The following is a 16,125-nucleotide window of genomic DNA, read 5'->3' on the forward strand; positions in this document are numbered from 1 at the left end:
CATTTCAATCTCATCTGCACCCGGATCTTAGTTTTATCAGTTAATTTCCAAAATTTCCAGCAGTTCATCCACAGAATCCGCCTTCTGCGGATAGTCAAAATCAGGCCTTTCAACCATTATGACCGGTATATTTTTCTCCGCAGCTGCTTTTAACTTCTCGCGGACACCGCCGGTTCGGCCGCTGGCCTTGGTGATCAGCAGCTGAAAGTCGTATTCTTCTATCAGCGCTCGATTGAACTCTCTGCTGAAAGGACCGCGCATGGCGATTATATTTTCGGGGGGGATGCCGGCTTTATCTGCTCTGCCGACAAATTTTTTCAGCGGCAAAAGTCGGGGATAAAGAGCACCAGGATCGCCAACAGCTTCCACAAACTTTTCCAGATTCCCGCTGCCGGTGGTCAAAAATATTCTGCTGTATCCCTCAGCCTTTTCCGCCGCTTCACGAAAATCAGAAACCGAAATAAGCTCGCCAGCCTGAGGCCTTTCTGCTTCTGGCCTTTCCAGGCGGTAATAATCCACCCCCATCTCCCGACAAACTGCAAGCGCCAGATCGGTTATTCTGCGGGCAAACGGATGGGTCGCATCGATAACAGTTTTGATATCCCTTTCGCCTATCAGGGCCTTCAGCGACCCGCGCTCCAGCTTCTGCTGCCGGACTTCCACATCCAGGTCGACAAGAAGATCGGCACCATACCCGGTTGTAACTGAAATTATCACATTCACATGCCTTTTTTCAAGCCGGTCAGCTATTTTTCTGGCTTCTCCGGTCCCGCCCAGCAGCAAAATCACAGTTCATATCCCCGGGGGGTAATCATAGCTCCATCTTCAGCCAGCATCATGCCCTCATCGACATAGGTGCTGGAATTTCCGATAATTACCGTTGAAAGCATATCAATCCGGTGATCCAGCATGTTTTTCAGGCAGGTTATTACGACCTCTTCGTCTTCTCCGCGCCGGGCCGAACGAACTATTCCTGCCGGAGTCTCAGGAGAACAATGGTCGAGAAAAATATCCCGGGCTATTTTTATCTGTTCTGTGCGCTGACTGCTGCGGGGATTGTAAAGCGCTGTTATCATGTCTGATGAAGCAGCTGCTTTAATGCGTTTTTTTATCTTGTCCCAGGGGGTCAGCAGATCGCTCAGACTTATGACGGCGTGATCGTGCATGAGAGGTGCTCCCAGAGCTGCTGCCGAGGCAGTGCTGGCTGTGATTCCCGGGACGATCTCCACTTCGATCGAGTCAGCGGCTGACTTTTTTTCTTTTCTGCGCTTCAAAATCTCAAGAATCAGCCCTGCCATCCCGTAGATGCCCGGATCACCGCTGCTGATCACCGCCACGGATTGACCGCCGGCAGCTCTGGCAATAGCTTTCTCCGCCCTTTCCTTTTCGCCGCCCATACCTGTGGATATGATCTGCTGGTCCGGAGACAGAAGCTCGTCGATCAATTCGATGTAAGTGGTATAGCCGACCACCACCTCAACCTGCTGCAGAAGTTTATAAGCTTTAAGACTTAAATATTCGATATCTCCCGGACCTATGCCGATCACATAAAGTTTGTCCGGGCCACTGCCGTCGTAAGATCTCCGTGATTCTTTTTGCTTCTGATCAATTTTCCCGGTTTCGCCTGTAAAACTGCTGCCGGTTCGCATACACCACCAACTCCTATTTTATCTTTTACAAATTTCGAAAAACTGTAATTCTGGTCAGACAAAGAGGGGGCTTTCATTTCAGCGGCTATCTCTTCCCGGGAGACGATTTCAAGAGGCACATCGAGCCGGGCTGCCGCTTTTTTAATCCCCGGTTCTTCCTGCTTGATATCCGCCGTAGCCAGGGCTTTGAGGCTTTTCGAATGAAAGCCGAGTTCCTTAAGATCATCCATTACCGCCCCGATAACAGCCTGGCTTTCTATACCCTTTCTAGCCCCGACTCCAATTACAATTTCCCGGGGAATAAGCTGAATATACTCGTTACCCAAAAGCAATTCAAAACGGTTGTGATCATGATCGCGGGCAGATACTAAAAGCGGAAAACCATCGGCAGCAGCGACAGCCTCTGCAGGACTGCTGCCTGAGCTCCCGAAACAGGAAAACTCTATTTTATTTTTACAGAATTCCCGGTCGGTAGAATTTAAAGCAGAACTCTCCTCTATGATGTTTTTATAATAACTTTCAGCACAAATTATCTCCAGCTTTCCACCGGCCAGCATGTGAGAACCGGCACGTTTTAAATTTTCAAAGGGGACCAGCTCTCCTCCAATCTCCTCAGCCAGCAGGTCCAGGGCTGGCCTGCTGCGCACATCGGTTGCAGTAGTGATAATAGCTTCTGTCTGCAGAATATCAGCTGTTTTTTCAGCCAGCTCGTTGGCCCCGCCCAGATGGCCGGAAAGCGTGCTTATGACCCAGCTGCCGGCCTCATCGACGGTCACGACCGCCGGATCCTCCCTTTTATCTTCAAGCCAGGGAGCTATAACCCTGACAACGATACCCAGAGCCATAATAAATATGAGGCCGTCGTACTCATCCATCATCTCTCCAGCCATTTCGCTCAAAGACCCCGGCAGAGGCTGAACTGATTCCGGAAAATCTTCAGTAAAACTGCCGGCGGCCAGAATATCGAGACCGGGGAAATCATCCGCCAGCTGCCGGGCCAGCTCGAACCCTTTTCGGGTCACTACCACCGCAGCCAGCTTCAACCGGAATCCCCCTCGCGAAAACCATGGCTGAAACTTTTATCGTAGAGTTTGGAGGGCTCATAATCTCCCGCCAGAAAATCACCGACCATTATAAGTGCAGTTTTTTCGATTCCAGCCTCTTCAGTCCGGGCGGCTATATTATCCAGCGTTCCTTTGATGCTCTCCTCCTCTCCCGGCCAGGAGGCTTTTTTGACTACAGCGGCTGGAGTATCAGCAGGATATTCTTTTTTAAGCTCTTCAACCACTTCATTTATCATGTGCACGCTTAAAAATATTACCATGGAGGTCTTATGGGCTGCCAGAAGTTCCAGCCTTTCCCGGTCAGGCACGGAAGTCCTGCCCTCCATGCGGGTGAGTATCAGCGTCTGAGAAACTTCCGGCTGAGTAAACTCCCTGCCCACAGCTGCTCCAGCGGCCTGAAATGAACTGACTCCAGGAACTATCTCCCATTTTATTCCCCGTTCTTCAAGGGCATCAATCTGCTCCTGTAAAGCCCCATAAAGTCCAGGATCGCCGGTATGCAGACGCACAACCATGCCACCTTCTTCGACAGTCTTTTCGATCATTGATAGTATCTCTTCTAAATCCATACCGGCGCTGCTCTCAGTCTGAGCGGACTCATCAGCATAAATAAGCAGCTCATCATTGACAAGCGAGCCGGCATAAAGAATGAGATCGGCTTCGGCCAGCAGATTTTTGCCCCGCACAGTCAAAAGCTCGGGATCCCCCGGGCCGGCCCCCACAAAATAAACCGTTTCCATCGGATTATCCTGCTCCTTTCTCCAGCAGATGTGAGTTGTTTTTATTGATTATTATCGAGGAGAGATAGTCCACTTCATCCGCTTTTACCTTTTCCAGATCGGTTACAATCCTCTCTCCTTTCTGGCCATAACGGCTGACGAAAACCGCTCTATCCTGCAGCTCCATTTTTGCAAGCTTTTTCTTGATATCAGCAAAACTTTGGGAAACTTTCAGCAGCACGATAGTTTCGAAGTTTTTGACTATCTTTTCCAGCTCATCAGAGCCGGCAGGTCCATCTCTGCCGCTCGGAACAACAGCCAGCTTTTCATCTCCCCGCACCAGAGGCAGGTTAAGACAGCTGCTGCAGCCTGTAACTGCTGTCACTCCGGGAACAGTCTCCACTTCGAAATTTTCTTCGCAGCTCTGAAGTTCCTCCAGGAGATAGATATAGGTGCTGTAAAGCAGAGGATCTCCCAGGGTGATAAAGGCCACATCCAGACCGGATTTCAGATGCCGGCGGACCTGAAGGCCTGCTTTATGCCAGGCAGATTTTAGTTTTTCTTCATCATCGGTCATGGGAAATTCCAGCGGCTCGATCTTACCGCTTATATCCACAGCCTGCCGGGCTATCTGCAGTGCCAGGCTTTCCTTTTCTGATGAGGAAGTGGCGGGGCAGATGATCCCGGCGCTTCTCAAAATTTTACAGGCCGCAAGAGTCAGCTGATCGGGATCTCCCGGCCCCACTCCAACTCCGTAAAGTTTTCCCTTCATAATTTATGCGATTCTCCTTCAGCTTCAGATTTTTCTCCGCGCAGGCCGCAGATAACATGGACGGGATTGAGCCCCTCGAACATATGATAACTGCCCAGGGGGTTGGCCCGGGCGCACTGAACCTGGCTTATTTCCAGCCTGTATCCCCTTGATTTTAGTTCCCTGCGGGCATTACAGAGAGTATCTATTGTAACAGCATTTATCACCAGACAACCTCCGGGTTTGAGCCTCTCATCAGCAGCCTCTATTATCCCCGCCAGATTGCCTCCGCTGCCGCCGATAAATACCCTGTCTGGCGCGGCCAGACCTTCTAAAACTTCCGGAGCCTCACCAGAAACGATCTCGATATTTTTCGCCCCGAACTTTTCGGAGTTTTTCCTTATCAGTTCAAGGCCTTCGTCCTGGCGTTCTATCGCGATAACTTTTCCATCCTCCTCAACCATCAGGGCAGCTTCGACGGTCAGCGATCCGCTGCCAGCTCCTACATCCCAGACGATATGGCCGGCAGCCAGTCTGAGCGAAGAAAGGGTCACGGCTCTGATTTCGCGTTTGGTCATGGGAATTTCTCCCCGAATAAATTTATCATCCGGTATTCCCGGCGTCCGGTAGGGCCATCCCTCCGAGGATTTATTCATCAGCTATCACCATCACATTTAAATGAGAAAAATCATTGTCTTCGAGTTGAGAGAGTTTATACCAGGCAGTCCTCTCCTCCGGATAGGAGAGATTTTCTGCCACAAAAATCTGAAGTTCCGGGTCAACTCCCTTTTCGATGAGATAGCTGCCTATCCGGGCAGGCGAATACTCCTCGTCAGTAAAAATTCCGATCTTAGCCCGGCTTTTTACCAGCTCCAGCAGCTCTTCCAGATTATCGCGGCCATGCAGGCTGACAAAACGAACATCCTGCCAGCCAAGGCCGGCCCGGGCCAGCCCCAGCTGCATGGCGCTGATGCCGGGTATTATTTCCAGGTTCTCTCCGGAAAAATGCTTTTTGAGATAACCGGCCAGACTGTAAAGACCCGGATCTCCGGTAACAAGGACCATCACCTTTTTCTGCCTGCGGCTGCGGTCGATCAAATTTTTGGTGGCTTCCAGGTTAGAGCTCAGTTCGTGTTTTTCTGCTTCCAGACCGGCAAAGAGTTTTAGAGCCCGGGAACTTCCGACCAGAATATCGGCCTCCCTGGCCTTTCTTCTGGTTACAGGCAGCAGATATTCCCTGCTTCCCGGTCCCACACCGGCTATGACTATACTTCTCTCGTTATTCATCGGCTAGCTCCCTCGCCCCCTCTAAATTGTCGAGCAGCGAAATACCGCCAGCGCTGCCCAGCAGACCGGTTCGCATAGAAAAAATAACAGCTCCGATCTTCAGATCGCATCCGCAGCGCTGTCCGGCTCTTTCCACTATCTTTTCGGCCAGCAGCGGATAAACCTCCTGCAGATCTTCGCGTTCGATAATTTCGGCTGCCTCCTCGCTGGTGCCGCAGCTGAGAATTTCGCGCACATTTTGTGAGCCCAATCCCAGCGAAGCGCTGTAAGCGGCCAGAGTCTCCAGGCGGGCATCGGCGGTGCTGCTGTGGGTGTTGAAAACCCCCGCTGCAACTTTTACCAGCTTGCCCAGCTGGCCTATGAGCAAAATTTCCTCTAAATCCTCCTCACAGCTCTTTTCCAGCATAAAACCCACAAAATTACTCATTCTGATAATGATATCTTCGGCAAATCCCAGATCCAGAGCTTTATCCCGGCTGTAATTGCCGAAAACCAGCACCACTTTTTTCCTGCCCCGGGCGGCGGCCTGGCTCAACTCAAGAGCCAGCGATTCTCGATAGGCTTTATCTGACATCGGTTCGACCAGGCCGGAAGTTCCCAGAATCGAAATACCCCCTTCAATACCCAGCCGGGGATTGAAAGTCTGACGGGTCAACTCCTCTCCTCCCGGAGCAGAAACTATAACCCGGCAGCCGGTTTGGCCCAGAATATTCTCAACCTGTTCTGTAATCATCTGCCTGGGCACCGGGTTTATGGCCGGCTCTCCCGGATCAACAGGAAGTCCCGGCTCGGTCACCGTCCCCACACCTGAACCTGCTTCGATCGCTGTTATCTCATTGTCGGAACATAGCTCTAACCGAACAGCTATCTCAAGCCCGTCGGTGATATCGGGATCATCGCCTGCATCTTTGATTATCGAAGCCCGGGCTGTTTCGGCCGAAAAATCGGCGTCGGCCAGCTCCAATTCCAGCCTGATCCCGGCGGGAGTATCTATCTCAACCCTATCATATCTCTGCTGATCTCTGATCATTAAAGCTGCAGCCCGAGCAGCGGCTGCGGCGGCACTGCCGGTAGTGAAACCTTTTTTAAGATCCCGATCTCTATTTTCTTCGGCCAAATTGGTTTTTCTCTCCCGATCCATGCACACTCACCCCAGATTTTCAGACTTCAGCCTGCCATTTTACAGGTAAATGAGAGCGTTAATAGCAGCTGCGGCAGCAGCTGTGCCTCCCTTCTTGCCTCTGATGGTGATATGCGGTGCAGCAAGCTTCTCCAGTTCATTTTTGGCTTCAGCAGCTCCGACCAATCCCACCGGAGTGCCGATTATCAGAGCAGGATCAGCCTTGCCTGCCCTCACCAAATTTATCAATTCAATCAAAGCTGTGGGCGCGTTACCGATAACGTATATGCTCTCTCCGGTCTTTTCGGCCGCCTTTCTCATGGCCATCATGGAGCGGGTGATGCCGGCATCTTCAGCTTTATTGCGTACATCTTCGTCGGCTATAAAACATTCCACACTATAACCCAGATCATCGCTGAGTCGGGTGCTGACTCCTGACCTGAGCATATTGACATCTGTGATGATGCGGGCTCCTTTCTCCAGGGCCTTTCTGCCTTCCTCCACAGCATTTTCCGAGAAGACTGTGACCTCGCTGATGTCAAAATCAGCTGTGGCATGAACTATTCGATAGACTATTTCGCGCTCCTTTTCTGGCAGCTCTCGGCCCTGAAGAACTTCTTCTATGATCTCAAAGCTTTTATTTTGAATTTTTTCGGGATCAGTTATCAGTTCCACTCATTTACCCCTTTCCATCTATCAACTATAATATCGACCAGCCTGCTGTCATCCCCTATTATATCCCCGATACTGAACTCTATTCCGGGATATTTTTCGGCCAGCTCATCGACCTGAGCGGGTATATCCTCCTGGACGTGAATCCCCGGAAATAAGAAGAGAGGTAAAATTACTATCTTTTCGATTCCATCTCCGGCTAATTCTGCCACCCTTTCTTCTAAAGTGGGGTTGGTTAACTCCATAGCAGCTCCTTCTACGCGCTGATCTTCCAGCCGCCTGTCGAGCTTATCGATCAGATTATAAAACATTTTATTTGACTTATCAGCTCTGCTTCCGTGTCCCAGCACAATTATTCCGGTCTCACTCATTTTTACAATAGCCTCCTCTCAAATTGTCGAAATGAAATTCAGCTTCATCCCTCCGCGGCAGTTCCGCGCACAAATAAAAAAGCGCCCCCTTCTCCACAGGATGGACGCGGGGCTAAATGCAGAAAAAAACAGCCTACATCTCCTGCCGGCGAAGGTCAGTAGGTTGGTTACATCTTTTTCTCAGGCAGGTCTTCTGACTTCCGTTTTACAGCCGGGTCAAACCTTCCCCTGAATACACCAACCGGGTGGCAGACATAAAACCCGACCCAACGGTTACAGCGGCGGGCCCGTTCAGGTTTTTCACCTGATTCCCTATTCTCCCTCAGCCTTAGCTGATGGCACCTGAGATATAAAATTCGCCTGGTCATCTATATAATCATGTTTGCCTCTCTAATATTTGTTTAAAGACTCAGGTATAAACTCCTCTTTTAACCCAGCGGATACATCCCGCCAGGTAAAATTACAGGAAAATTGTAAAATGGATTACTGTAAATTTTCCTGTTTTCAGGCATAATTCAAAACTGCAGCCGGTTATAACCGGATAAACTCCCCTACTGCTGTCCCGCCCTCCCCGGGCGGGAATTTTTTACTTTTTAGGTGTGATCAAAATAGTCATCCTCTACAAAGTCCTGAATTTCTCCCTCTCTAAAACTTTCCTCTCTGGCCCCCGCGACCTCCTCTTCGTTATCATCAAGGTCAGCTCCTTCTTCTCTCTCCTCCAGCTCGCGTTCGATATCGTTGAGAAGATTGACTATCTCTTCCAGCTGAAAATAAAGATCATCCTGTTCCATATCCAGCTGTTCCAGTACCTTTTCCAGTTCAATGCGGCCATCTCTAACCATATAAACCAGCGATCTTTCCTCTCTCATCATGGTCTTTGCTCCCGGAGGAACTCCCCCCCTTCTCTGAATTTATATTCGCATTCTTATCTTCGTGGTTTAGATTATAACACAGTTTACCCTCTGTTAGAAATAAGGGGCTGACAAAACAATATTAATCAGTTATAATGTGTTCTGATGGTATTCTATCATAACAAGAGAATTCTGCAAACATCATCCGAATATACTGGTAAATAGAATTGCTGCAGGATGAGTTTTTTAGCAGTCCGGAAAGGAGATGCCAAAACATGTTCAACTTTTTTATCAACGGCCTCAAGGAAAAACTCCAGCCTCTCAAGCTGAAATTTCTGGGACTTCTGGCCGGCGGTTACATAGCTTCCTTTGTCAGTGTGCAGGGCATTCAGGCTCTCATGCCATTTATCCGCAGAGAATTTGCCATCTCTCGCACCCAGGCCGGCCTCTACTCGACCGTATTTTTTATATCGGCCACCGCTGTCGCACTTTTCAGCGGAAACATCGTCGATAAAATCGGCTCCCGGACCGGTCTTCTTATCGGGCTTTACAGCATGGGCGGGCTGTTTATATTTCAGGGGGCCGCTCCCGTTTACGGTCTGCTGCTGGTGCTGGGATTATTGACCGGTCTGGGATTCAGCATTATTACACCGGCTGTAAATAAGGCGGTGATGATCGAAGTAGAACCATCCCATAGAGCTGTCTCTATGGGTATTATGCATTCGGGCAGCGGAGTCGGAGGCTTTGTGGGTGCAGCTATTCTGCCCGCCCTGGCTGGCTTCATAGGGTGGCGTCTATCGATTATTCTGGCGGGCATCATCAGTTTACTTATCGGTCTGATAGTTCAGCGTTATTTACAGGTCTCCAGTCTCGAAGAAAAAGATGAGGAAAATTCTTCCGGAAAAAGTTTTTCCCGCCAGCTCTATCGCGTTCTCAGCAACCGCCAGTTAATGCTGGCCTCGGGGCTGGGAGTAGTTTTCGGCCTGGCAGTCGGTGCAATTCCGGCTCATTATACACTGTATTTAACCATGGATTTAAACTTTTCCGAGGCCGCCGCCGGACTCGCACTCGGAGTTGTGCAGATCGGAGGAGTCGTGGGTCGCATTTTCTGGGGATGGTTGAGCGATATTCCCTTTAAAGGCGACCGCAAAAATACCTTCCTCGTCATCATGATAACAATCGTTATATTAAATCTCACCAGCGCTTTTGCAGGCAGCCTGCTGGGCTCGAGTCTGCTTTTGATGATGCTCTTATCATTTATGCTGGGAGTTTCCGCCCTGGGGTGGAGCGGACTATTTTTTACCGTGGTCAGCGAAAGAGCCACAGCCGAACAGACAGGCATGGCCTCCGGCATGGCGCTGGTATTTCTGCGCCTGGGCGTTGTCATCGGGCCTGCTATCTTCGGTCTGCTGGGAGATTATTTCGACCATTACCGCTACAGCTGGCTGCTTTTGACAGTGCTCGTGCTAATTTCGGGCTCCATATATTACATTCTTCAAAGCCGACAGGACAGGAAAAGAGCTGAAGCCAGCGGCGCCGACAGCTGATCTGAAAGCAAAAATGATCTAAGCCGGCAAAAACTCTTTTACCAGCAGCTCGGCCACCCTGGTCACCTCTTCTTCGGAGAAAATCTCGTTTTCATCGCAGTCATCACACTCTTCATTTATAACTGTTGTAAGCAGATCATCCTCCTCTTCGCTGCAGAGCGGGCCATCATGTTCGGCCGGTCTGTATATTTCGACCTTGGGTTTATCGCCGGATTTGTATCCCTCCGTCAGAGCTATATCTATTCCCTCCAGATATTTATCCCGCAGCTCGTCCAGTTCTCTTTCCTCCTCGACATCTTTTATCAGAGCCAGTTTCCAGGGGGAGGATATCAACACCAGTTCAGCACCGGCCTGCTTGTGTCGCCAGGTATCCTTGCCAGGCCGATCTATATCAAAACCGTGCACATCGTGTTTGATTGTGCCCACTTTGCAGCCCATCTCCTCCAGGCGCGGTATTAGTTTTTCCAGAAACAAAGTCTTGCCGCTCCCACTCTTACCCACTACCGAAACTATCGGAACTTTCCTGGCTGCTGTCATAATTTTTGCCTCCTGTAAATGTATTAAAATCCGGCATATCAAAACTCAGTTCATATTGGAGTTCATTTCAACGGCCGAAAACCTCAAAATATCGGGGCAGGATATTCTCACGGGCTTTTTTAAGCTCTTCCCGGGTGTTGATGTTATAAAAAAGGTATTTAAAATCGAGTTTATTGTAAATAAATTCTTTATCGAATTTTTCAATCTCAACCCGGGAATAAAAGGTTATTATCTTTTTTTCCCCGGCCTCAACCATCTTTTCCACCGAAGGCAGGCAGCTTCTTCTGTAAACCGCAGCCAGCGGTTCGAGATAGCCGTCCTCATTTTCGGGAACCAGCCCCTCACTGCTGCACATATCCAGCATCAAATGGGCTGCTTCCGGGCTAAAAAAAGGCATATCACAGGCGAGAAAAAAATTTTTCTCTGATCGCGTATCCTCGAGGGCGGTCATAATACCTCCCAGCGGTCCGGCTTCATCGATATCCTCAATCACATCGGCATTATAGTTTTCAAAATTTTTGCTATCTTTAGCCACTATTTTTATCTCATGACTTTTAAATTCTCGCCGAAAACGAGACAGTATGAATTCCAGCATCGTTTTATCTTCCGTCAAAAGTACATGGGGCTTATCCCCGTTCTCCATTCTGGTGCTGTTTCCGCCTGCCAGAATATATATACTCACTTTTTGTCCCCTTTCTTTACATATGCCGGGAATAACTGCCATTGATATAATTAGAACCTTCCCGATCCCGATTGGCCCGGGGAGGACGGGAAGGCTTCTTTTGGTTTTACCTGCTCTCCACAAGTTGAAGATGTTGACCGGTCTTCGAAAAAAGGTATATTACTCCTGCTCCTCATCTTTTTCACGGGGTACCACTTCGAGATTGATTTCGGCTGTGACATCTTCAAATAATTTGACGATCAATGTATGTTCACCCAGTTCTTTGATGTTTTCTTCCATCTCTATATCACGCCGATCAATATTGTAGCCGGCTTCAGCCACAACTTCTTCTATATCCTGAGTGGTTACCGATCCGAACAATCTATCCTGTTCTCCAGCTTTTACAGCTATCTCGAAAGTTTCATCAGAAAGCTCGTCGGCTGTTTTCTGAGCTTTTTGACGTCGCTCTTCTTTGCGGCGCTCGCGGGCCCGCTGCTTTTCCCTTATCTGCTGAATCTTTCCTTCTGTAGCCATCTCGGCCAGACCCTGAGGTATTAGATAATTGCGTCCGTAACCATCGGCCACTTCAACTATTTCTCCGGCTTCTCCCAGATTTTCTACCTCTTCTTTCAGTATAATTTTCAAGATGAATCCTCCTCTCTGAGTAAATTAAACATGAATTTATCGGATCTAAATTTTTTCGGTCAGCTTATCAGCTGCCGCAGATCAATCCACAAATCTATAAGTCCGATGCCCAGCATTACCATCGGCAACACCGGAATTATCAGCACAGCCAGAATGTACAGCCAGCGAAAAAGCGAAGCTTTTGTCCAGCTGCCAACGGAGTATAATCCCACTCCAAACCCCTGCAAAAAAACCACAAAAAAGGCCAGGGCGGCAATATTGAACATTATCGCCTGCTCGCGAAACAGCAGTCCAAAAACCACGGCCAGAGAAACCGGCACCGAGGGAAACCGCCAGCTAGCTATTGAACTGTAGGTCTCGACCGAGAAGTTTTTAACCTGCAGAAACCAGTGAACGAAGTAGTAATTGAGAATACCGGTCAGGGAGCCAGATATTATCAGGAAAGCGGGTAAAAGCCTGGTCAGAAGCCTGAGCTGCATCTCCAGCATCGGACTCAGCTCCTCTTCTCCCATCACCGGATCGGCCAGTTCCTGAACCATCTCCGTAAGTCCCTGCTGTATACCCATATCCAGACTAAACAGCAAAAATGCAGCCAAAATCAGATTTGAAAGCGAGGCTGCCACAACAGTCAAGATCAGAACCTTTCTGGCTGAGAGATCTTCCCTCAAAGCTCCGGCCATGACAAAACCGATAAAACCAAAGCCCACCACCGTCACCATGCTCATCAAAGGTGAGAACAGCAGGCCGTTGATGATAGCAGACCCTATTATCATCATTCCAGCTCGCCTCTGTCCCTGCTTCAGGGACAGATAAACCACGGGAAGAGGCCAGATGATCACTACAGCTATGGTAAATATCGGGAAGGTGAAATTCAAAAATGTTAAAAACACCACAGCCAGAAGTGAAATGATAAATTGTAACCTTCTGTCGGATTTTTCTTCCTGCTCAGCCAAGAATACAGCCCCTCCTATATTATAGAGCCTGCTCAAAACATTTAATCGCCCGATAATTCATAAAAAGGCAGGGGAGAGTTAATCCCCTGCCCGGCAGTCTCAACTTTATCTTAATCTTTGACGTATGGCAAAATTGCCAGCTGACGCGATCTTTTTATGGCTGTGGTCAGTTTGCGCTGATGTACCGCACAGTTACCGGTTATCCGCCGGGGAATTATCTTCCCTCTATCGTTGATAAACCTGTTCAGAGTACCGGAATCTTTATAATCAACTTCCTGATCATTGGCGCAGAAATAACAGGATTGATTGGTGCCTCTGGCCATAAGTTTTACCTCCTTTGTGACAGAAACTCAAATTTATTCTTTTAAAAAGGTACGTCGAATTCATCATCATCGAGCATATCAGCAGCTGGTGAAGGTTCCTGATCGGCGGCTGACTGATCTTCCTGACTGCTGCTCTGATTTTGGGAGGGAGATTCCGAACGCTGTTCTCCATCACCGGGCCAGTCCAGGAAAGTAACATCGTTGGCCACTATTTCAGGGTTGACAAAAGTTCTATCCTCTCCCTGACGTTTGCGGATCTGAAGCCTGCCCGACACAGCCACCATTCTTCCTTTGCCCAGATGCTGAGCGCAGGTTTCAGCCAGGCCCCGCCAGGTTACAATCGGAATAAAATCTACATCTCTTTCCCCGTCTCTGTTCTTGTAATTTCTCTCCACAGCTAGAGTAAAATTGCTCACGGGAGTCCCGCTGCTCGTATATCTCAATTCAGGATCCTGGGTAAGCCTGCCTATTAACACTACTTTATTCAACATTTTACAACACCACCGATTTAATATTACTTATCTCTGCGTACGACCAGATGACGCATGACATCGCCTATCAGTCCGAATTCCCTTTTCAGGGCATCGGTAACTTCAGGGGAGCCTTCAAACTCAATAACTACATAATATCCTGTACGCTGGTTATCGATTTCGTAAGCGAGCCGCTTTTCCCCCCACTCATCGATCTCTTCGATTTCAGCGTCAGAGGATTCAATGACCTCTTTGACCCGCTCGAGAGTGCGCTCGCGCGCTTCCTCGGATTGATCGGGGTTTAAGACAAAGGTAGTTTCGTATTTGCGCATTGTTTCTGGCAATTAATACACCTCCTCCATTTGGACTTATGGCTTCTACGCTTCTGGCAGAAGCATGGAAGATATCCTTCATTAAAGATACCTTATTTATTATAGCACCCAGCCGCTTTACTTGCAAGCAGCTTAAATCGTTTTATTAAAACTTAAAATAGCATATATCACCGTCCTGAATTACATAATCCTGACCCTCAGTTCTAACCAGGCCCTCAGATCGCGCGGCCTCCATATTTTCTACTTCAGCCCAGGTGGAAAAGTTTATTACCTCAGCCCTGATAAAATTTTCCAGCATGTCGGAATGAATTTTGCCAGCTGCTTCCGGCGCGGTGGAACCGGCCGGCACCGGAGTGGCCCTTACTTCATCTCCGACAACCGTATAAAAAGTGATCAAATTCAAAAGATCATACCCGGCCCTTTTTAATCTTTCCAGCCCCCGGCTTTCCAGCCCCATCTCCTCGAGAAAAAGCTCCTGCTCTTCGGGATCAAGTTCCACCAGCTCCTCCTCGAAGGTAGCAGATAACTCCACAAGTTCCTCGCCTCGCTCCTCAGCAAGCTGGCGCATCTCGAGAATGCTTTCATTATTTTCGCGATTTTCGAGTTTGTTTTCGCTCAGATTGGCAACAAAAAGGGTGGGTTTGGCCGTGAGCAGAAATAACTCTGCAACCAGCTCTTCTTCAGCTTCGTTCAGATCCATAAGCCGCACCGGTCTGCCCGATTCCAGCTCCTCTTGAAGATGATCGAGATAGGAGACCTCTTCTCTGTATTTATTTTCCCCCGTCTTCAGCATCCTTTCCGTTTTCTCACGCCGGCGCGATATGGTTTCCAAATCTTTTATGATCAATTCCGATTCCAGTATTTCTACATCGCGCAGAGGATCAATAGCACCCTCAACATGGGCAACTTCGCCTCCGGCAAAAAGCCTGACCACATGCACAATAGCATCTACTTCTCTGATATGAGAGAGAAATTCGTTGCCCAATCCCTCACCTCGGCTCGCACCTGCCACCAGACCGGCTATATCCACAAACTTCAGGGGTGCACCCCGGCAGGTTTCGGGTTGATAGTGTTCTTTTAATTTGTCCAGCCGCCGATCTTCAATTTCTACCACTCCCACATTGGGATCGACCGTACAGAAAGGATAGCTATCTGCCGGCACACCTGCTTCAGTAAGAGAATTGAACAGGGTTGATTTGCCTGCATTGGGAAGTCCTACTATACCGAGTTCCATTTTTTACCTCCAAAACTGATCTATTCTTCAGCCTTTTCCAGAATTTCTGCAAATGATTTTTCAAATTTTTTTCGCTTCATTCTAACAAACCGATCACACTCACAGCAGCGCAGTTTAAAATCCATGCCCACCCGAATGACCCGCCAGCGATTGGCACCACAAGGATGAGGTTTTTTCATTTTAACTATATCTTCTGGTTTAACATCAGCAGAGTTCATGATGTTTCACCCCTTTTACGACCTGGTCTTTGTATCTGATTTTAAAAAATAACAAAATCAAACAATCCATATTATGACCACTATGCCGATAAGACCGGCCAAAATCATCGGCAGAAGACAGCCAGGATCGCGGTAAAAAGGCCTGCTGTCGGTTTTGAGTGAGAAAGTTCCCCGCTTTTGAGCCTTCTTTAAAAATTTGATTGAATCTTTATATTCTCCGCCCTCACGCTTAATAACACCTAGATTATTGTAGGCGGGTCCGTACTCGGGATTGATCTCTAAAGCCTGCCGGTAAAGCTTTTCAGCTCTGTCCAGCTCCCCTGCCTCTTTGGCAAGATTGCCCAGATTGCTGAGTGCAGGAGGATAATCCGGGTCCTGATTCAAAGCGCGCTCCAGCAGATTTTCTCCTTCATCTGTTCTGCCGGCTCTGATCTGTATCACTGCCAGCTTGTTTAAAGCCGGAACAAATTTTTCATCTTCTGCCAGAATTTTATCGAGAATTTGCTCGGCTTTTGAAGTCTTTCCCCTTTTAATCATCTCCTCCGCCCGCCTGTAATCCTTCGCTATCTCTTCGGAGGTTTTATCGATATGTTCTTCTTTGCGCATGCCAAAAAGCACCTCCAGCAGCCGCCGTCTGCATTTATAGCATTATATCACAGCCGCCGCAGGATAAAAAGGCGCTCCATGCCCGGGCAAAACCGGGGCAGGAGCGCCCTGTTTT

Annotated in this window: 22 protein-coding genes and 1 riboswitch; of the genes, 1 reads left to right on the forward strand and 21 read right to left on the reverse strand. The window is 48.7% G+C overall.

Translation table 11 applies throughout. The features are described 5' to 3' along the window. Window positions 1-36: 36 nt before the first annotated feature. The 11 genes from cobK to BLT15_RS08635 form a co-directional block, all read right to left on the reverse strand. On the reverse strand, window positions 37-789 hold the full coding sequence (gene cobK, locus BLT15_RS08585) for a precorrin-6A reductase (protein ID WP_089760731.1): 753 nt from the start codon (window positions 787-789) through the stop codon (window positions 37-39). Further along, window positions 786-1,649, reverse strand: a complete 864-nt coding sequence (gene cobJ / locus BLT15_RS08590; protein WP_089760733.1) for a precorrin-3B C(17)-methyltransferase — start codon at window positions 1,647-1,649, stop codon at window positions 786-788. Before cobJ ends, cobK begins: the two co-directional genes overlap by 4 nt. Further along, complete coding sequence (locus tag BLT15_RS08595; protein WP_089760734.1) at window positions 1,544-2,692, reverse strand: cobalt-precorrin 5A hydrolase; 1,149 nt, start codon at window positions 2,690-2,692, stop codon at window positions 1,544-1,546. Before BLT15_RS08595 ends, cobJ begins: the two co-directional genes overlap by 106 nt. Next, window positions 2,689-3,453: a precorrin-4 C(11)-methyltransferase gene (gene cobM / locus BLT15_RS08600; protein WP_089760736.1), complete on the reverse strand. Its 765-nt coding sequence runs from the start codon at window positions 3,451-3,453 to the stop codon at window positions 2,689-2,691. Before cobM ends, BLT15_RS08595 begins: the two co-directional genes overlap by 4 nt. 4 nt (window positions 3,454-3,457) lie before the next feature. After that, on the reverse strand, window positions 3,458-4,204 hold the full coding sequence (gene cobI, locus BLT15_RS08605; RefSeq protein WP_089760738.1) for a precorrin-2 C(20)-methyltransferase: 747 nt from the start codon (window positions 4,202-4,204) through the stop codon (window positions 3,458-3,460). Continuing rightward, on the reverse strand, window positions 4,201-4,839 hold the full coding sequence (cbiT, locus tag BLT15_RS08610) for a precorrin-6Y C5,15-methyltransferase (decarboxylating) subunit CbiT (protein WP_089760739.1): 639 nt from the start codon (window positions 4,837-4,839) through the stop codon (window positions 4,201-4,203). The genes cobI and cbiT overlap by 4 nt, the downstream gene beginning before the upstream one ends. Further along, window positions 4,832-5,470, reverse strand: coding sequence for a precorrin-6y C5,15-methyltransferase (decarboxylating) subunit CbiE (gene cbiE, locus BLT15_RS08615; protein WP_089760741.1), 639 nt, complete (start codon window positions 5,468-5,470; stop codon window positions 4,832-4,834). Before cbiE ends, cbiT begins: the two co-directional genes overlap by 8 nt. Further along, on the reverse strand, window positions 5,463-6,611 hold the full coding sequence (gene cbiD, locus BLT15_RS08620; protein WP_089760742.1) for a cobalt-precorrin-5B (C(1))-methyltransferase CbiD: 1,149 nt from the start codon (window positions 6,609-6,611) through the stop codon (window positions 5,463-5,465). Before cbiD ends, cbiE begins: the two co-directional genes overlap by 8 nt. A gap of 39 nt (window positions 6,612-6,650) precedes the next feature. Next, window positions 6,651-7,265, reverse strand: a complete 615-nt coding sequence (locus tag BLT15_RS08625) for a precorrin-8X methylmutase (RefSeq protein ID WP_089760744.1) — start codon at window positions 7,263-7,265, stop codon at window positions 6,651-6,653. Next, on the reverse strand, window positions 7,256-7,633 hold the full coding sequence (locus BLT15_RS08630) for a sirohydrochlorin chelatase (protein ID WP_089760745.1): 378 nt from the start codon (window positions 7,631-7,633) through the stop codon (window positions 7,256-7,258). Before BLT15_RS08630 ends, BLT15_RS08625 begins: the two co-directional genes overlap by 10 nt. A 166-nt stretch (window positions 7,634-7,799) precedes the next feature. Beyond that, window positions 7,800-7,994, reverse strand: a riboswitch (cobalamin riboswitch). A gap of 232 nt (window positions 7,995-8,226) precedes the next feature. Next, complete coding sequence (locus tag BLT15_RS08635) at window positions 8,227-8,505, reverse strand: hypothetical protein (protein ID WP_089760747.1); 279 nt, start codon at window positions 8,503-8,505, stop codon at window positions 8,227-8,229. A 254-nt stretch (window positions 8,506-8,759) separates the two neighbouring features. Between BLT15_RS08635 and BLT15_RS08640 the strand changes: the two genes are divergently transcribed. Continuing rightward, window positions 8,760-10,031: an MFS transporter gene (locus BLT15_RS08640; RefSeq protein WP_089760748.1), complete on the forward strand. Its 1,272-nt coding sequence runs from the start codon at window positions 8,760-8,762 to the stop codon at window positions 10,029-10,031. Window positions 10,032-10,049: 18 nt separating this feature from the next. On the opposite strand, the gene mobB is transcribed toward BLT15_RS08640, so the two are convergent. From mobB to BLT15_RS08690, 10 genes are all read right to left on the reverse strand, one after another. Next, window positions 10,050-10,568 (reverse strand): molybdopterin-guanine dinucleotide biosynthesis protein B, encoded by a 519-nt coding sequence (gene mobB / locus BLT15_RS08645; protein ID WP_089760750.1) that lies wholly within the window; start codon window positions 10,566-10,568, stop codon window positions 10,050-10,052. A gap of 67 nt (window positions 10,569-10,635) precedes the next feature. Then, window positions 10,636-11,250 carry a molybdenum cofactor guanylyltransferase gene (gene mobA / locus BLT15_RS08650; RefSeq protein ID WP_159429878.1) on the reverse strand — a complete coding sequence of 205 codons (615 nt, stop codon included), beginning with the start codon at window positions 11,248-11,250 and terminating at the stop codon, window positions 10,636-10,638. A gap of 159 nt (window positions 11,251-11,409) precedes the next feature. Then, on the reverse strand, window positions 11,410-11,874 hold the full coding sequence (gene rplI / locus BLT15_RS08655) for a 50S ribosomal protein L9 (protein ID WP_089760753.1): 465 nt from the start codon (window positions 11,872-11,874) through the stop codon (window positions 11,410-11,412). A gap of 59 nt (window positions 11,875-11,933) precedes the next feature. Then, window positions 11,934-12,827, reverse strand: coding sequence for a DUF2232 domain-containing protein (locus BLT15_RS08660; protein WP_159429879.1), 894 nt, complete (start codon window positions 12,825-12,827; stop codon window positions 11,934-11,936). Window positions 12,828-12,937: 110 nt separating this feature from the next. Beyond that, the gene (gene rpsR, locus BLT15_RS08665) at window positions 12,938-13,150 is read right to left on the reverse strand and encodes a 30S ribosomal protein S18 (RefSeq protein WP_089760756.1); all 213 of its coding nucleotides are present in this window, start codon (window positions 13,148-13,150) and stop codon (window positions 12,938-12,940) included. Between the two features lie 41 nt (window positions 13,151-13,191). Continuing rightward, window positions 13,192-13,641 carry a single-stranded DNA-binding protein gene (locus BLT15_RS08670; protein WP_089760758.1) on the reverse strand — a complete coding sequence of 150 codons (450 nt, stop codon included), beginning with the start codon at window positions 13,639-13,641 and terminating at the stop codon, window positions 13,192-13,194. Window positions 13,642-13,664: 23 nt separating this feature from the next. Beyond that, the gene (rpsF, locus tag BLT15_RS08675) at window positions 13,665-13,964 is read right to left on the reverse strand and encodes a 30S ribosomal protein S6 (RefSeq protein WP_234985566.1); all 300 of its coding nucleotides are present in this window, start codon (window positions 13,962-13,964) and stop codon (window positions 13,665-13,667) included. 133 nt (window positions 13,965-14,097) lie between these two features. Continuing rightward, window positions 14,098-15,186: a redox-regulated ATPase YchF gene (gene ychF, locus BLT15_RS08680; RefSeq protein ID WP_089760759.1), complete on the reverse strand. Its 1,089-nt coding sequence runs from the start codon at window positions 15,184-15,186 to the stop codon at window positions 14,098-14,100. A 20-nt stretch (window positions 15,187-15,206) separates the two neighbouring features. Further along, window positions 15,207-15,404, reverse strand: coding sequence for a DUF951 domain-containing protein (locus BLT15_RS08685; protein ID WP_089760761.1), 198 nt, complete (start codon window positions 15,402-15,404; stop codon window positions 15,207-15,209). A 57-nt stretch (window positions 15,405-15,461) separates the two neighbouring features. Next, the gene (locus BLT15_RS08690; protein ID WP_089760763.1) at window positions 15,462-16,010 is read right to left on the reverse strand and encodes a tetratricopeptide repeat protein; all 549 of its coding nucleotides are present in this window, start codon (window positions 16,008-16,010) and stop codon (window positions 15,462-15,464) included. Window positions 16,011-16,125 lie beyond the last annotated feature (115 nt).

It is taken from the genome of Halarsenatibacter silvermanii, from assembly GCF_900103135.1.
In the GTDB taxonomy this organism is placed as follows: Bacteria; Bacillota; Halanaerobiia; order Halanaerobiales; family Halarsenatibacteraceae; genus Halarsenatibacter; species Halarsenatibacter silvermanii.

What these genes read in the sequence shown, in the direction of transcription:
- BLT15_RS08690 (WP_089760763.1), bottom strand. Translation starts at nt 16,010, where the DNA reads ATGCGCAAAGAAGAACATATCGATAAAACCTCCGAAGAGATAGCGAAG.
- rpsR (WP_089760756.1), bottom strand. Translation starts at nt 13,150, where the DNA reads ATGGCCAGAGGCACCAATCAATCCTGTTATTTCTGCGCCAATGATCAG.
- BLT15_RS08635 (WP_089760747.1), bottom strand. Translation starts at nt 8,505, where the DNA reads ATGATGAGAGAGGAAAGATCGCTGGTTTATATGGTTAGAGATGGCCGC.
- BLT15_RS08670 (WP_089760758.1), bottom strand. Translation starts at nt 13,641, where the DNA reads ATGTTGAATAAAGTAGTGTTAATAGGCAGGCTTACCCAGGATCCTGAA.
- BLT15_RS08630 (WP_089760745.1), bottom strand. Translation starts at nt 7,633, where the DNA reads ATGAGTGAGACCGGAATAATTGTGCTGGGACACGGAAGCAGAGCTGAT.
- cbiD (WP_089760742.1), bottom strand. Translation starts at nt 6,611, where the DNA reads ATGGATCGGGAGAGAAAAACCAATTTGGCCGAAGAAAATAGAGATCGG.
- cobM (WP_089760736.1), bottom strand. Translation starts at nt 3,453, where the DNA reads ATGGAAACGGTTTATTTTGTGGGGGCCGGCCCGGGGGATCCCGAGCTT.
- BLT15_RS08685 (WP_089760761.1), bottom strand. Translation starts at nt 15,404, where the DNA reads ATGAACTCTGCTGATGTTAAACCAGAAGATATAGTTAAAATGAAAAAA.
- mobB (WP_089760750.1), bottom strand. Translation starts at nt 10,568, where the DNA reads ATGACAGCAGCCAGGAAAGTTCCGATAGTTTCGGTAGTGGGTAAGAGT.
- cbiT (WP_089760739.1), bottom strand. Translation starts at nt 4,839, where the DNA reads ATGAATAAATCCTCGGAGGGATGGCCCTACCGGACGCCGGGAATACCG.
- ychF (WP_089760759.1), bottom strand. Translation starts at nt 15,186, where the DNA reads ATGGAACTCGGTATAGTAGGACTTCCCAATGCAGGCAAATCAACCCTG.
- BLT15_RS08640 (WP_089760748.1), top strand. Translation starts at nt 8,760, where the DNA reads ATGTTCAACTTTTTTATCAACGGCCTCAAGGAAAAACTCCAGCCTCTC.
- cobI (WP_089760738.1), bottom strand. Translation starts at nt 4,204, where the DNA reads ATGAAGGGAAAACTTTACGGAGTTGGAGTGGGGCCGGGAGATCCCGAT.
- cbiE (WP_089760741.1), bottom strand. Translation starts at nt 5,470, where the DNA reads ATGAATAACGAGAGAAGTATAGTCATAGCCGGTGTGGGACCGGGAAGC.
- cobJ (WP_089760733.1), bottom strand. Translation starts at nt 1,649, where the DNA reads ATGCGAACCGGCAGCAGTTTTACAGGCGAAACCGGGAAAATTGATCAG.